The following is a 14,781-nucleotide window of genomic DNA, read 5'->3' as shown; positions in this document are numbered from 1 at the left end:
AGTCTAAGGGATCAGCGGTCACTGGGGTGCGTGGGTGGGCCAGTCGAGGTCGCTGCGGCGGCTGGGTTCCAGCGCGCCGTCGTCACCATCCTCGCCGGCCTCACCCTCGCCGTCACCAGAGGCTGCCTCCTGAAGACACGTGTAGAGACTCTCGCGCAGCACCTCGACGTCGGAGGCGAACAGCGAGATCTCATGGCTGGCCGCAGCATGCACCCAGGCTGCGGCGTAGCGGCACTGGAAGACCTCATACTCCGGCATCCAGTCCCGTGGGGCCTGCACGCCCCGGTCCTCCTGGGTCTCGGCCGGGACTGCCAGGAGGTTCTGGACGTCGTTGTAGAAGCCCACGCGCTCCTCGCGCGGCCGGTGCTCCATCTCGATCCAGGCGTGCTCCACCGGAAGGATGTGATCCAGCTGCGTGCCGGCCCCGCTGTGCTCAGCCTCCTGGCCGGTGTAGGGATCGGTGTATTCTCCGCTGACCACGCCGGTCTCCGTGGAGTTCCAGACGACCTCGTCCAGGTCTCGGGCCAGGACACGGTGCCGGGTGTTGGGCTCGCCCTCCTCAGGGGTGCTCCAGTAGCCGAAGTGTTCGCGGCGCTGACCGCTCAGCGGGCTCCCGTGGAAGAAGGAGTCGTCACCCTCAGCCTGTTCGTCGAGCTCCTCGCGCAGCGTGTCCCCGTCCTCGCCGTCGCAGGTGTCGTTGTCTTCGGAGATCGCCCGGGCGTAGGTGGTCTCCTCTCCCCTGCGCGGCGGGCTGACCGTATAGGTCTGCAGGTCGCAGTCTCCGCGGCTTTCGCGCTCCACGCTGCGCACCGGCACCTGGTTCTCCAGGTTCCAGAGCGCGTCGGCGAGGTCCAGGCCGCTGAGGCCGGACCGGGGGCCGCCGCCGTCGCCGTCGGTGATCTCTCCCCCGGCGGCCGGGGCCGGCTCCTGCCAGTCCAGGTCCGGGCTGCGGTCCCCGGGGAGGGTCTCGGCGTCGTCGGGGAGCTCGTCCTGCAGGCAGTCCCAGAGCTGGTCGCGCAGGTGGTCCACGTCGCGCTGGAACAGCGAGACCTCATGCTTATTGGAGATGTGGGTCCAGGTCATCGCATAGGCGCAGTGGGCGCTCTCGGCGGAGGGCATCCACTCGGAGGGCGTGTGCCCGGACTTCTCCCGGTTGATCCAGCCGATGGTGCTGGTGAGGTTCATGTGGTCGTTGTAGTAGGCCACGCGGGCCTCACGGCTGCGGTGCTGCATCTCCGGCCAGGTGTGGCCCACCGGGATCATGTGTTCGGCGTGGGTCTCGGTCTCCCCGACGTCGACCATCTGCCCGCTGTAGTGGTCCCAGTAGGTGCCGGAGACGGTGAAGGTGCTGTTGCCCAGGTCCCGGGCATGGATCTCGGTCCGGGAGTGATGGCCGTTTCCAGTCGTGTCCTCCCAGGTGCCGTAGTAGGGAACGCGCTGTTCGGTGTTCTCGTAGGGCACCCCGTGGTGGAAGTTCTCGTCCTCCTCATCCCGGGCGTCGAACTCCTCGCGCAGCTCATCACCGTCGGAGCCGTCGCACCAGGTCCCATCGGGGCTGAGCACGTGGACGTAGGTCTGCTCGGGCTCCAGCCCCAGCGGGTGGTTCACGGTGTAGCGCTGGACGTCGCAGTCCCCGCGGCTCTCACGCTCGTGGGTGCGCACATCGGTGGTGGTCTCCAGGTTCCAGAGCGCGTCGGCGTAGTCCTGGGCGCTGTAGTCCTGGAAGGGGTCCGGCACCTGGTCCGGACTGGAGTAGGCGGCGGCAGGCGGGGCGCCCAGCACACCCAGCAGCAGTCCGGCCGAGAGCACGACGCCGACGGGCCGCTTCATCCAGGCGCTCATCCGTGCCTGCTTCCGGACAGCGGGCTGCGATCCTCCAGGCGCTGGAGGTACTGCTGCGCGCTGAGCCCCAGCACCTCGGCGGCCGTTCCGTGCGGGGTGACCAGGCCGGCGCGGACCAGGCGCTGGGTGAACCGGAACTCGAAGCTGAGATCGTGCATGACCACCGGATCGTTGGCCTGGGAATGCGGGCCGAACTGCAGGGCGTCGTCCCGGTAGCCGGGGGCCAGGGTCTCCTCCCCGGCATAGAAGTCGGCGTGGAAGAGCCCGATCTCGGCGGGCCCATGCTGCAGCAGGTCATAGAGGATCCGTTGGATCCCCAGCGGCGCTCCGCGGAAGTGGAGCCCGAACTCGAAGGGTGCGAACCGCAGCCAGCTCGGCGGGTGCTCGAAGGCCGGCAGGCAGTGCGGCCGGGTCACCGCCAGCTGCACCTGCCCGGATTCCACCGTCTGGGCGATCTGGTCGTAGCCGCGGATCAGGTCCAGCGCCGCATAGTAGGAGATGTCGGTGCGCGTGCCGATCTGGGCGCTGCGCTCGGGGTCCAGTGGTCTGCGCAGGTTGGTGCGGACGACCACGTCATAGGAGTCGATCAGCTCCCCGAGGTCCTGATCTCCGAGCTCCTGGCCTCCGGCGGCGGGCCCGACGACGGCCACGCGCCTGCCTGCCACCAGCTCGGCCATGCGCTGCTCAGCGGGCAGGGCCGCGCCCCAGGCGGCGGCCTCCTCGGCCCGTCGGGCCGCGTGGACGCGCAGCGGCTCGGGGTCGCCTCCGAAGAGTGCGACATCGGCGCGCAGCTTCTCCACCTGCCGGGCCACGGCCGGGTCTGAGGTGTCCACCGGCGGCCGGGCGGCAGTGCGCCGCAGGGCCCGGTCCTGCTCCAGCCAGGCGTAGGCGCCCAGCAGGTGCTTGAGCCACAGTGCGGATTCCAGAGGGATCCTGCGCAGCTCCTGCACCCGGTTCTGTGCCATCAGGCCGCGCAGCCGGGCGCCGGCGCCGAAGGCGCCGAGGAACTGGACGCGTTCGGCGATGGTCTCGATCAGCAGCTGATGCAGAGAGCCGATGTGCTTCTCGTGCCGGCTCAGCGCCTCCTGCGCACGGTGCAGCGCCGCGGCGTCAGGGGCTGGGCCGAACAACGGATCCACGGCATCCCAGAACTCAGCTCCGGGGGGTCTGGCAGCTCCGGCGGCGCTGTCGTCTCTGGTGGCTCCTGTGGCGCTGGTGGCGCTGGCGGCTAGGGGGCCGCGGGAGGGCTTCAGTGTGCCGGCCACCGCCCAGATGCGCGGCCAGTCGAAGTGTGAGCGCGCCCCGGAGACCACCGTTCCCTCGACGGCCCGCAGGTCTTTGGGGTTCGCGGCGAAGGCCTGCTCATAGGCCTCCGCGGAGGCGTCGAAGTCTGCGATGTAGGACTTCCGGCAGGCCGCGCCCAGGGCGATGAGATCGGCCGCCGCCCCGGTCCGCTCGGCGGCGGCGCGCAGCGTCTCCACCTGGGGCGGACGCTCCGTCACCGCGGCAGGGACCAGCCCGGCGACGGCGTCGTAGGTCAGCGCCTCTCCCCCGGTCTCGCCGCGCAGCGCATCACGCAGCAGACCGGCGGCCAGCCCGCGGTAGGACCCGGTGGCCTCGCCCTCAGGCTGGAGCTTCTGCGCTGCGGCCGTCACCGCGCCCCGGGCGCCGGGCAAGCGTGCACCGCGCCGGGCCGCGGCCTTGAGCACTGCCGCGGCAGCGATCTTGTACCGCAGCCCGTAGAGGCTCACTGCCATGGGCTCAGGCCGCAGACTCGCCCACGAGGGCCCAGGTACCCAGGTAAGGATGATCTGACACTCTTCCGGTATGTGTGAAACCGAAACGGGTCAGCAGGGCTTGGGAAGCGGAATTCTTCTGGTTAACTACCGTTGAGATTTCCACACGGGAAACGGCCTTGAGACGCGCCTCTTGCTTTACCTTGCTCATGAACTCCTCCAGGCAACGGCGGCCGAGTCCGCACTGTTGCGCACTCCTATCGATCCCAATCAGGTGAAGAGTAACCTGCAGAACAGAACCTGCTTCCCGCAGGGCGTAGTAGAGAACTCCTGTTAGAACGCTTGCTCTCACTAACACGTACATCTGCTTAGGACGTCTATAAGGTGGCCGCAGGTCTCGAATGGCACCTTGCACAAGTGACTTGGCCACACTTTCATACCGCTGAAGCTCGTCGCCTCGCCCAGGTAAACGCTTCTTCAAGCGTCGAAACGGTTGCTCTGCGCACTCGAAATACTGAAGAGCGAAGCGGTCAACGTACGATCCTTCTCGCCACTCAGACTCGAGCTGTTCAGGTCTCTGCACGCGCCCGAGCCTGCTCAGAAGCTAAATGCCGCAGGCAACGCCTGCACAGCAGCCTTATGCTGCGCAGAATTAACCGCCTCGTCATTTATCCGCTCTAGCCTCTCAAGGTCAGAGGCAGAGTCAGACGCACGGTAGTAAACCACTGGTTCACCCTGATTGCTCTGAACGTCTCTAAACGTCGTTGCTTGAACAGAAATCGTTGCTTGGCCGCTCGAGAGAGCCTGTTGGTCAACGCTGACTTCAGTAGCAAAGGCCCCCGCCGCGGCTAGCGAAAACGAAAAAACAGTGCTTTGAATCGTCACCGTTCCCTCCTCCCTTGCTCCGCCCGGAGCCTCTGAGCCGCTTCCTGTGCAGCATGCGCCAAGTTATCTAATGCCTGAGGTGTGAGGAAGAAAGATCCTACGTTCACGACGGGAACTTCCTCAACTGGACGACCATCCGGTCCCGTTGGAAAAGCCGGAGGCATCACATGGCCCAGATGGAGATAAACCCCTTCCTGCGCCCCGTCACTACCCGTGATACCCGGATGCAGAACGACCTGATTCACATAGGAGGGCAGCTCAAACCCGTCGATGTTCCATACTGCTTGAGCATGGAACTCCTGTGGATCGTTCTGGTGCGGAGACATGCTGCTATTGTGACATATCCGGGCGCGGGAAGATCGGCGCAGCCTCCACACGGCGCAGGTATTCGTCCTTCTCCAGCGCCATCACCTCGGCCGAGGCACCGTGGGCGGTGAGCCGTCCGGTGGCGGCGAAGGCCTGCATCAGCTGGAAGTCGAAGTCGAGGTCGTGAGCGGTGATGACATCGTTCATCTTCGAATGCGGCCCGAAGCCCACGTGCTGGGCCTCCCAGTACCCCTGGGAGTAGGCCTGGTCCCCGGCATAGAAGTCGGCGTGGAACAACCCGATCTCAGCGGGGTCGAACTGCAACACGTCATAGATGATCCGCGGCACGCCCAAGGGGGCACCGTGGAAGCACACGGCGAAGTCGTGGCGGCCCACCCGCAGCCACTCAGGGGTCTCCCCGCCCAACAGGCTGCGCACTGAGTCCATGCTCAGCGGACGGGCCACCACCATCTGCAGGTCACCGGACTCGGCGGCGACGGCGCCCTCGGCCGCCAGCAGGCCCTGGTCGCGTCCGGCGTAGTAGGTGATGTCGGTGCGCCTGCCGATCCGTTGGGCGTTCTCCGCCACGAACCCTGCCTGGAAGCGGGTGCGGATCACTACGTCGTAGGAGTCGATCAGCTCGCCGAGCTCATCGGTGGTCTCAGCCGGCCCGACGACGGCCACGCGCTTTCCGCGGATCAGCTCGGCCATCTTCTCCTCGCCCGGCAGCGGGGTGGCCTCCCGGACCCGAGCGGAGTAGTCCAGGTAGGGCTGGACGTCCCCGTGGAGCAGGCGGGTGTCGGCGCGCAGCTTCTCCAGACGCAGCCGGCCGCGTTCGGTGCTGGGCTGCCAGGGCAGCGGGTCGATCAGCTCCAGAGCCTCCTGGGTGCGGCCCAGGTAGCTCAGTGCGGCCAGCAGCTTCTGCCGGTGCCCCGCGTGGCCGCCGGAGGAGCTGCCCAACCACTTCAGGGAACGTTCGGCCAGGCTGCGGCGCAGTGCGAAGCCGGCGCGCAGCTGCCCGGCGAACTGCAGCCGATAGCTGATCAGCGAGGTGGTGACCCAACGCAGCCGGATGCCGCGGCTCTCGGCGTCCTGGAGCAGAGCGAGGACCACCTCGGCCTCCTCTGCGCTGACGTCAGGAGCGGTGACCAGGGGTGTCAGCTGTTCGGCGAGCTCCCGGCGCCGGGCGTATCCGCGCTTCTTGCTTGCCTCGAAGACCACGGCGCTCTCCCACATGCCGGCCCAGTCCTGGGCGGCGCGTGTTCCGGTGGCCAGGATTCCGCGCAACGCCACCGATGAGGTGGGCCGCAGCGCCAGGGCCTGCTCGTAGGCTCTCTGGGCGCGCTCCATCTGCAGCACGTGCGGGCGGCGGGCCCGGTGGGCGTAGTCGAGCAGCCAGCGGTAGGCCGGGTGCTTCTCAGTGACTTCCTGGAGGCGGTCCAGGCCCTCGTCCACCTGTCCGTGGTCGAAGTCGAAGCGGCCCAGCTGGTAGCCGATGCCGGGGTCCCCTGGGGCCAGCTCGGCGGCCCGCTGCAGAGCCTCTTGGGCCTTCTCACCTTCGGCCACCGGTCCTTCGACCAGCCCGCCGACGGAGTCGCGGACCATTCCGCCCTTGGCCGCCCGCTGGTAGGAGCGGGCCAGGGCCACCCAGCGCACCGGGTTCTGCGGCTCCACCTCCTTGGCGCGCAGCCGCATCTGCAGGGCGGCCTCATACTCTTTGACCTTCAGGAAGCGCTGGGCCAGCCGCTCCAGGTAGCCGGCGTCGTCGATGGTCTCCAGGTCCAGGCGCTCCAGGAGTTTGGCCGATCCGGTGGGGTTGGCCTCGAAGAGCACGGTGGCGGCGTGCTCATGCAGGGTGCGCAGTCTGACGCGACCAGGGGTCAGCGCGGACTCCGTGGTGGTGGGGACGAGGCGGCCGCTGGCGACCACGGCGCGGGCTGCGGCGAGGTCGGCTCCGGGAACTTTGGAGGCGAGGCCCATGGCTCGGCGGCCGGCCTCCGCCCCGAGGGCGAGTGGTTTCAGCATCGTGGAGAGTCTACTGGGCCGGAGCGGATGCTACTGCTCCGCGTCCGGAGCCACTTGGTGGTAGGACACGCCCACGTCCGGTCAGCACGAGCACCGTCGCCCCGCTGATCGAGGCCACAGAGGCGGAGCTGAATTGCACAGTGACCCTCTTCCTGGTCTGCGAGCTGATGCTCTCAAAATGTCACGGCCCACTGCCGACGCGGCCGCAGGCACACGAGGAGGATCCTGTACCGAATTTATTCGAAGGACGAGCGTGCCGCCATTCTCAGCGCGACTGACCAGCACGTCCAGGGCGGCCCGCGGAGTGGGCCAGGCGGTAAGAGGCTCGCACATCGGCCATGAACCGCTCCTCCAGGGAGACGCGGTTCCAGCGGAAACGCGGCTTCACCGGGGCGACGGGCTTCTCCGCCGCCGGAATCGGGAAGGCGTTTTGCAGAGCGTCCAGGTCGATGCCCAGCTCCGGCAGCACAGCCTGTTGGGCCAGTTCGGCGAAGGGCAGCTGCAGGAAGTCCTTTACCGAAGCCTCATGGGAAACCACGGAGTCGGCGTCGGCCAGGGTGGAGAAGAAGTCGTCGAACTTGAACCGGGCGCCACCGATGTTGCGGTCCGGGGCGTAGAGCCACACCCAGGGCACGCCGTAGGCCTGGGCGATGATGATCCCGTGCAGGGAGGAGGAGACACAGACCCGGGCGGAGGCGATCTGGCTGATCACGGTGCGCAGGTCCTCGTGGACGTCGACCAGGTGGACGTCTTCGTCGAGGGCTTCCTGGAACTCCGCGGCGGTGGAGAAGTGGTGTTCCACGTGTTTGAAATGCGGAACGAAGGCGATCTTGCCCTCAGCCTCGGGTGCGGGATCCGGGGTGTAGAACCTCGGGCAGAGCAGCGCCGGGTCGCCGTAGACCTCAGGCACATCCCAACCCAGCTGTTCCCGCAGAAGCTGACGGGTCAATGGTCCCCGCACGGCGTGGACAGTGACCTCACTGAGCTTCTCCAGGCCGGCGCGTTCCTCATCGCTGAGTCTGCGCATCAGGCCAGCACCCCAAATATCAGCCTCTGAGGTGGCCGAGGTGGGGAGCATATGGATGATCGATCCCACGGTGGCGGTCATGCGGCCGTGGTCACGCTTGGAGTAGCGGGAGTTGATCATGCGCCGACCGGTGAGCTCCTGGACCAGCCACGGGCCGATCTGATCGCCGAAATTGGCGCGGACATCTGCCCAGAAGCCGAAGGTGTCCTCTCCCCCGAGCTGCCTCGTGCCCTGGTAGAGCTCGTGACGCTGCTCGGTCTCCTGCTGGACGGCCTGGATCCAGGAAGATGTGCTCTTCATGATGCGGCGGGCCGGGGCGTCTGCGTCGAAGCGGGCGAGCAGGTGGTGCTCGCGGGGCGCTGCCACCAGCCGTGCCGAGCCCAACAGGACGCGGCGCAGCTCCTGGCGTCCGGCTTTGTGGTTGGCGCGCATGTCCAGCTCGATGCCGCCGTCAGTCGGGCTCAGGTAGGCCACGGCCTCGCCGGAAGGGATCTTGAACGGGAGGCGCAGCAGGTTCTTGGTCCGGACGATCTCCGGTTCCACGCCCAGGGCGATGAGGCTGGAAGTGGTCCGGGCCGAGGCTTTCAGCTGTTCGAGCAGACTGCGGTCAGTCATCTTCCTCACTCTCTGCGGAGCTCTCGAGCGTCTTGACCAGGCTCAGCAGTTCCAAGGGCTGGATGGGGCGCTCATCGGTATAGTCTTCGAAGCCCCGCACACGCTGGGCATGTTGGAGCCACATCTCGCGCAGCAGCAGCGGGGAAATCTCTGCGTGGCGTTTGGCCATCCTGTAATGGCGGTCCTCGATGGGCTTCCACGGCTTGAGGTTACCGTTGTAGTGGATGATCCGAATGTCAGCCTCGGGCTCAAACTTCGACTTGAAGGGCCGGGCAAAGCGGTTCATCGAAGCCGGCAACGGACGGAAACTCTTTCCGAAATCATGCGAGACGGCGGCCAGGGCGATCTGCTCAGTGGCGTTCATCTGCGGCGAGATCTCCATCAGGGCGCCGTAGGCCTTCAGGAAGTTGTCGAAGTAGCTCCCCTCCTGCATGGCCTGGTTGTCGAAGAAGGCCACACCCACGTTGATCTTGTTGCTGGTGGGAAACGGGCGTCCGGTCTTGTCCTCGAAGGCGGCAGCGATCTCTTCCGAAGGCGCCTGGTAGCGCGGGCCCAGACGGCGGTAGGCCACAGCAGTGCCAGCCTCGATGGCCTTGCCCACGGCCTCCACGGCGTCAACGCAGACGACGTCATAGTCGAACTTCAGCGAGTACCGCCAACCCAGGGTGGCCAGATGCTCGGGCAGCGCCCAATTCAGGAAGACCTCGGCGGGCCAGCGGCCCTCCTGCATCAGCGGCATCTCCTTGACCCGGGTGAAGTCCGGGACGGTGCGTGCGTCCAGGAACTCGATACCGTGGTGGTCCATGATCCGCCGGTGCTCTTCGGTCAGGTCTGAGCCGTCGAAGCAGATGATTCGGTGATACTGACCGGGGTTGTGGTCTTCCAATGACTGCAGTGCCACTGCAGCAGGGAATACGATCCGGTGATCTCCGGCGGCGTACGCCACCACGCGGTCAGCCAAGATGCCTCCACAGATTTCAGGAATGACGGGCGACCAACATGCTACCCGAGGGGACGCGACCAGCCGGTCGCTGATCCACGCTCCCGGTGTGGCCGCGATTCGACCTCTGGAACCGAGCTCTGCTCCTTCACATCAGTCGGCTGAACAGTAGCAGCGCGGTCACAAGGACCACCCCGAAGACGACGGCCACTCCCTGCCAACCCATCAGATCAGTGAGCGAAGCGTCGCAGAGATCCAACGCCACCCACGCCAGGTCGCTGAGGTCCTCGGGATCCGCCCTCTCGGAGGCGCCGAATTAGTACTTCTCTCCGGCGGCGAAGCTGACGATGATGGCTTCGTCATGGGCAACAGCTGTCACAGGGAGCCTGTCTCCGGGTCTTCAACAGGGTCTTCATCGGTCTCGGCGTCCAGCCGCAATCGCATGTGGTCACTGGCGGAACCGCGCACTCGAGTTTTATAGGATGGGTGCTCAAACCGGTGCATGAGATAACACATATCGTGCCACGGAGCGTGGTCAGGCAAAGCCGTGAACCACTTGTCCGGCGCCAGCTGAACTTCTCGATGCCCCTGATTGAAGTCCCGGATAGCAGCCGCCTCACCAGTGACGTCACTATAGTCCTTGATCTGGAAAGCCGGAGTCTTCGGGCCGATATCATCGAACGCCAGAGACACACGAGGCAGGAAATGCCGGTCCTCTGCTGCGGCGAGGCGGTTAAGCACACCCAGTGTCGAACTGTAGAGATCCATATCGAAGAGCAGGGCGCCGATCGGGGGGCCTTCTGCGATCCATGCCGACACGGTCTCCTGAGCATCACCCAGCACGAGCTGACCACGCTCCAAGCGTGCCTCAAGAGCACCCTTATCCTGCATCGCGTAATCTCCGGGCCCGAAATAGTGGCGCAGGTCGCGGTGATCGTCGGATTCCGGGATTCCTTCACCGGTGTCGAATCCCCACAGTTCCACGACTACACCGGTCAGCTCTTCGATGACGTGTGCATGATCCTGCGCTGCCAGAAGTCCCTGCCCCGAGGCAACCCCAAACTCGGCCACCCGGATACGATCCTCCCCGAGCACCCTGGCCAATTCCGCAGCGTGGAGCATGGAATGCGCGTACTCAGGGCGCCGGACCGCCCCGTACCTGACGCCCCTGCGGAAAGGCAACAGGCCTCCATGGTGATGAAAGACCGGGCCGCCTTTCTTCGTCCTCCGCTGGGCATACTGCTGGTAGGCATATCGCGCTCTATAGGGATCCTCGATCCGGTGAAGAGAGCGGGCGTAGTAGTACCAGTAATTCGGAACTGCCCCGGGTGTCGACACGGCCAGTTCAAAGGCACGTACCGCCCCTATAGTGTTCTCCAGCCGACCGGCTAGAAGGCCTGCTCGAAAGTACGCTGCGGCTGGTTTCGCGAGGGCCTCTGCCTCGGACATATAGACGAGGTACGCTCGCCGATACTCGCCCATCGTTTCCAGCTCTTCTGCCGACTGGGTCATGCCAAATTCAGCTCCCTACCAGTAGACGGGCGAACCCTTGGAACGCGCCGCTCGCTTCCATCAGCTGCTCTGGGCGTAGTCCATCATCGACCGCACCATGCGTTCCTGCGCAGCAAGGGCCGTGTACCGCGACTTCGGATTCTCCTGCATGATCGAAAACAGCAGGGTACGCCCCTGCGGCCCTGGGCAGATCCCCGTCAGCGCGCTGCACCGGAACTCACGCACCTTGGCAGTGTTGCCCCGAACCAGGTGGGTGCCTGTCTTAGCCTTCACCGCACCGTGCACTGACGTGTTCCGACCCCGATCATCTAAGGTTCCGTCGACACCCATCAGCGCCAGTGAATCCGTGAATTCGGCCGCGAAGGGCTGGCTCACCATCTCCCTCAAGAAGTTAACCGCTGAAACGGGAGCGACTTGGTTACGGAAGGCCAAACCTGAGCCGTCGACCTGGTGAATGTCGCTGCCACGATCGCGAGCATACTGCGCCACCACTTCGGCCCCTGTACGCGTCGTACCAGGCCTCTCTCCCCGCACCTCAACAGCCAATTGACGGGCCAGCATCTCCGAAATGAAGTTGTCAGACCTCTTCCCAGCCGGTCGGATGAGCTCGCCCAGCTTAGGCGAACGCACCGTTCCGAGAAGATCGGCGTGCTGCGGGACCATTCCCGATGTGACTTCCCCAGCCGTGGCGATTCCTGCCTCGCGTAAGACTGAAGTGATGGATTCGGCGGCATGCTGCGCGACGTCATCGCCCTTGCCCCGCCCGTACGTCAGCCCGCCTAGGCGACCCGTTGGTCGCGCATCAGCGTCGAACCGACTCCCATCGCCGATCACCGCCCCACTGATTTCTTTGACGCCCGCCCGCTGTACAGCATCAACGACGTCGTTGCCTGTAGAGGCGACGCCATAGTGAAATACCTCGCTGTGCTTGGCGCTTCCCAGGCTCGGATCTCCCCCGCCTTCGAGATACAGATCTCCGCGCAGAGTTCCCTCATCATCGATCTCCCCGTCAGACCAAAGCCTCGTCTCTGCCTGATAGTCAGGCCCCAAGTGGGCGAGCGCCGCGCCGATGGTGAAGATCTTAGAAGTCGAGGCCATCATCCGTGACTTGTCCGCCTCATGCGAGAAGATCTCTCTCCCTTCTGAGACGTCCCATACCGAGACACCGACCTCCCCCATGTAGGGATCCACAGCCTCAGCCCGCAGCTCACGCTGCAGTTGCTTCAGAGCAACCATACTCATTCTTCACCTCAGTCCCGTCGGCCGTTCCAAGGCCAACTGAAGCAATTCATCGATAAGCGCGCTATACGGCAATCCGGTGGCATTCCACATCTGCGGGTACATACTGACCGGAGTGAAGCCAGGCATGGTGTTCGCTTCGTTGATGAAGATCTCACCGGATTCACAGTAGAAGAAATCAGAACGACACAGCCCTTCAACTCCGAGAGCTTCGAACCCGAGAACCGCCTGTTCCCTGATCGCGGCAGCGGCGTGTTCCGGAAGATCCGCCGGACACGAGAGTTCGGCAGCAGCACCGTCGGTGTACTTGGCGGCGAAATCGTAGAATTGATGCGCACTGCTCGCGCCGCTAACGACGATTTCGCCGCAGTATGAGGCGCGCGCCCGCTCTCCGCCAAGCCCACCGATGACCGCGCATTCGATCTCGCGACCGTCGATTCCCTCCTCGACAATGACTTTCGGGTCATACTCCCGTGCGGTCCGCACGGCCTCATCGAACTGTGACCAGTCATCTACGCGGGTGATGCCTACAGATGACCCTCCACGTGCGGGTTTGACAAAGAGCGGAACCGTAAGACTCTGGATCTCTCTTCGACAGGCCGCAGGGTCCTTCTCCCATTGCCTCGCCATGATCGTTCTATAAGGTCCTACGCGCAGCCCAGCAGCTTCGAACGCGATCTTCATGAACTGCTTATCCATGCCCGCAGCTGACGCCAATACACCGGCCCCCACATACGGAAGGCCGTGCAGTTCGAGCATGCCCTGAAGCGTCCCGTCCTCTCCGAACGGCCCATGAAGAAGCGGAAGGACGACGTCAACAGCGCCCAGGTTGTGTCCACTTCCATGAGAGTCCAGCGCCATCAGGACGCCTACTCCGTCCTGCCGGACCAGCTGCAGACTTTCATCCCTCGGAAGGACTTCGGGAAACGTGTCATCCGCGAACGTATAGGTGCGCGGGTCAATCACTGGATCCGTCCATTGGCCGTCCCGCGTGATTCCCACCGGCACTGCCTCGTACTTCTCAGCGTCCAATGCTTGGAGTACGCCCGCCGCGGTCACGCAGCTGACAGCATGCTCCGGGGACTGCCCGCCGAAGAGCACCAGCACACGAGGCTTTGTCGCAGTCGTCGTCATGCCGTTCCCTTCCAAGTCTCGCTGAGGCTCGAGAGTACGCGGTGGAGGCCTGTACTCTGGGACCCCTTGAAACCGACGACGTCACCGGCCCGCACCTCGTCACGCAGCACGGACTCAAGCTCCGCTAGCTCTGCAACGTGTGTGACCCCTGGGCCTTCCACTTCGGACGCCAGTTCGGTCATGAGCTCCCCGTGGAGATAGATATGATCGAAAGAGGCCGCGGCCAACGGGACCTGCAACTCGCGATGGAGCCGTTTTGAATCGTCTCCCAGCTCCAGCATGTCCCCCAGCACCAGGATCCTGCGGCGGCGTTGTCCTCCGAGCTGCTTCGCCCCGACGGTGCGAATAAAGTGCCCCATCGACTCTGGGTTCGCGTTGTATGCTTCGTCGATTGCCCAAATCGGGCCCTCATCGACGCGAAATTCCGTTTCTTTCCCGCGCCCTGGCAGGGCCTCGAACGCCTCGATACCCGTCAGCGAATCTGACGAGCGCGCCAACCCGATGGAGTCAAGCACGGCCAGAGTCGCCAAACTGTTGAGAGCCATGTGCCTTCCTGCTGCTCCCAAGGAGTATTCCATCTCCCCCCAGGGAGTGGCGGCTGTAATCTTGTTCGTGTTCTCGGCGTAGTCAAGCAGTCTGAAATGCGCCTCTTCTGCGGCGCCGTAGAGGCAGATGTCCCATCCCTCGCGCTCAGCTTTGCCGATGAGGATGTCCGCATGCTGGGTATCGGGATTTATCACCGCACGGGCTCCCTCATATGGGCTCTCGAAGATCAGCGACTTAACCTTCGCCACCTCTTCGACCGTGCCGTATTTCTCAACGTGAGCATGAGAGATGTTCGTGACAACCGCTACGTCTGGCGACAAGGGTCTCTTGCGCTTCGATGCCTGTTCACAGACGACATTGGACATCTCAAGGACACCAAAATCGGCCTCCCACATCTGAGCCATTTCAGCAACCAGACGGTCGAAGATATTGAAATTCGGTGGTGGATGAAGCACCGAGCTTCCCGGCTGCGCTGACCGAATCGCCTGCGAAATCATTGCAGTCAGCGTCGACTTGCCGGCTGCTCCAGTAACGCCGATGAGAGGCCTGCCTGCAGCATGCGCCTCACGACGTGCAGTCAGCCCTGATTCTGCGACGAACGCGCGACTGTTCTCTGCGAAGATCACGTTCTTGTCCTGCAAGGCAGCACTGCCACGCAGTTCCATAGGGGCCAGGAAGTTGTTGATTCCCAGCTGCGCAGCCAGGTCAAAGACCTCATCGATTGTCTTCTTGAACTGAGCAGACTGGCGCAGGTGGTAGTTCCCCCAGCTCTTGTCCAACAGGAGATAGAAGCGTGAGCGATCGAAGAATGTGCTTCCGTCGCCCTTCTTCACCCCCGGGAGCTGAAAGCCGGTGAACTCAACATCGGTGTCGCCTTCATAGACCCAACCGGTCTGCCGCTCAGCGCTGCGAGCGAGCCACTCATCGATCTTCATTACATTCCTATCTGAGAGTCTCCAGCGTCGAAGGCCTCG

Annotated in this window: 12 protein-coding genes; all 12 read right to left on the bottom strand. The window is 64.5% G+C overall.

Features of this window, described 5'->3' with window-relative positions:
• Positions 1–18 precede the first annotated feature (18 nt).
• On the bottom strand, positions 19–1,842 hold the full coding sequence (locus IEW85_RS05775; RefSeq protein WP_229658835.1) for a hypothetical protein: 1,824 nt from the start codon (positions 1,840–1,842) through the stop codon (positions 19–21).
• Positions 1,839–3,599 carry a hypothetical protein gene (locus IEW85_RS05770; RefSeq protein ID WP_188683643.1) on the bottom strand — a complete coding sequence of 587 codons (1,761 nt, stop codon included), beginning with the start codon at positions 3,597–3,599 and terminating at the stop codon, positions 1,839–1,841. The genes IEW85_RS05775 and IEW85_RS05770 overlap by 4 nt, the downstream gene beginning before the upstream one ends.
• A gap of 4 nt (positions 3,600–3,603) precedes the next feature.
• Entirely contained in the window at positions 3,604–3,942 is a 339-nt protein-coding gene (locus IEW85_RS14690) for a GNAT family N-acetyltransferase (RefSeq protein ID WP_373286550.1), read from the bottom strand.
• 233 nt (positions 3,943–4,175) lie between these two features.
• The gene (locus tag IEW85_RS05760; RefSeq protein WP_188683639.1) at positions 4,176–4,463 is read right to left on the bottom strand and encodes a hypothetical protein; all 288 of its coding nucleotides are present in this window, start codon (positions 4,461–4,463) and stop codon (positions 4,176–4,178) included.
• Positions 4,460–4,789, bottom strand: coding sequence for a hypothetical protein (locus tag IEW85_RS05755; RefSeq protein WP_188683637.1), 330 nt, complete (start codon positions 4,787–4,789; stop codon positions 4,460–4,462). The genes IEW85_RS05760 and IEW85_RS05755 overlap by 4 nt, the downstream gene beginning before the upstream one ends.
• A gap of 4 nt (positions 4,790–4,793) precedes the next feature.
• A complete protein-coding gene (locus IEW85_RS05750) occupies positions 4,794–6,794 on the bottom strand; it encodes a tetratricopeptide repeat protein (RefSeq protein WP_188683635.1) in 2,001 nt (666 codons plus the stop codon).
• 265 nt (positions 6,795–7,059) lie between these two features.
• Entirely contained in the window at positions 7,060–8,436 is a 1,377-nt protein-coding gene (locus IEW85_RS05745) for a polysaccharide pyruvyl transferase family protein (protein ID WP_188683633.1), read from the bottom strand.
• The gene (locus IEW85_RS05740) at positions 8,429–9,397 is read right to left on the bottom strand and encodes a glycosyltransferase (protein WP_188683631.1); all 969 of its coding nucleotides are present in this window, start codon (positions 9,395–9,397) and stop codon (positions 8,429–8,431) included. Before IEW85_RS05740 ends, IEW85_RS05745 begins: the two co-directional genes overlap by 8 nt.
• 354 nt (positions 9,398–9,751) lie before the next feature.
• Positions 9,752–10,888, bottom strand: a complete 1,137-nt coding sequence (locus IEW85_RS05735; protein ID WP_188683629.1) for a hypothetical protein — start codon at positions 10,886–10,888, stop codon at positions 9,752–9,754.
• Between the two features lie 60 nt (positions 10,889–10,948).
• Positions 10,949–12,124: a D-alanyl-D-alanine carboxypeptidase/D-alanyl-D-alanine-endopeptidase gene (locus tag IEW85_RS05730; protein ID WP_188683627.1), complete on the bottom strand. Its 1,176-nt coding sequence runs from the start codon at positions 12,122–12,124 to the stop codon at positions 10,949–10,951.
• Between the two features lie 9 nt (positions 12,125–12,133).
• Positions 12,134–13,261: a D-alanine--D-alanine ligase family protein gene (locus tag IEW85_RS05725; RefSeq protein WP_188683625.1), complete on the bottom strand. Its 1,128-nt coding sequence runs from the start codon at positions 13,259–13,261 to the stop codon at positions 12,134–12,136.
• Entirely contained in the window at positions 13,258–14,742 is a 1,485-nt protein-coding gene (locus IEW85_RS05720) for a Mur ligase family protein (RefSeq protein WP_188683623.1), read from the bottom strand. The genes IEW85_RS05725 and IEW85_RS05720 overlap by 4 nt, the downstream gene beginning before the upstream one ends.
• Positions 14,743–14,781: the final 39 nt, after the last annotated feature.

Origin of the sequence: Nesterenkonia cremea (genome assembly GCF_014642675.1) — a bacterium.
In the GTDB taxonomy this organism is placed as follows: Bacteria; Actinomycetota; Actinomycetes; order Actinomycetales; family Micrococcaceae; genus Nesterenkonia; species Nesterenkonia cremea.
This window is presented reverse-complemented; position numbering and strand designations above follow the sequence as displayed.

Bases quoted from the DNA above. Each gene is read 5' to 3' on its own strand.
- IEW85_RS05775 (WP_229658835.1), bottom strand. From the start codon at position 1,842: ATGAGCGCCTGGATGAAGCGGCCCGTCGGCGTCGTGCTCTCGGCCGGA.
- IEW85_RS05770 (WP_188683643.1), bottom strand. From the start codon at position 3,599: ATGGCAGTGAGCCTCTACGGGCTGCGGTACAAGATCGCTGCCGCGGCA.
- IEW85_RS14690 (WP_373286550.1), bottom strand. From the start codon at position 3,942: ATGTACGTGTTAGTGAGAGCAAGCGTTCTAACAGGAGTTCTCTACTAC.
- IEW85_RS05755 (WP_188683637.1), bottom strand. From the start codon at position 4,789: ATGTCTCCGCACCAGAACGATCCACAGGAGTTCCATGCTCAAGCAGTA.
- IEW85_RS05750 (WP_188683635.1), bottom strand. From the start codon at position 6,794: ATGCTGAAACCACTCGCCCTCGGGGCGGAGGCCGGCCGCCGAGCCATG.
- IEW85_RS05745 (WP_188683633.1), bottom strand. From the start codon at position 8,436: ATGACTGACCGCAGTCTGCTCGAACAGCTGAAAGCCTCGGCCCGGACC.
- IEW85_RS05735 (WP_188683629.1), bottom strand. From the start codon at position 10,888: ATGACCCAGTCGGCAGAAGAGCTGGAAACGATGGGCGAGTATCGGCGA.
- IEW85_RS05730 (WP_188683627.1), bottom strand. From the start codon at position 12,124: ATGGTTGCTCTGAAGCAACTGCAGCGTGAGCTGCGGGCTGAGGCTGTG.
- IEW85_RS05725 (WP_188683625.1), bottom strand. From the start codon at position 13,261: ATGACGACGACTGCGACAAAGCCTCGTGTGCTGGTGCTCTTCGGCGGG.
- IEW85_RS05720 (WP_188683623.1), bottom strand. From the start codon at position 14,742: ATGAAGATCGATGAGTGGCTCGCTCGCAGCGCTGAGCGGCAGACCGGT.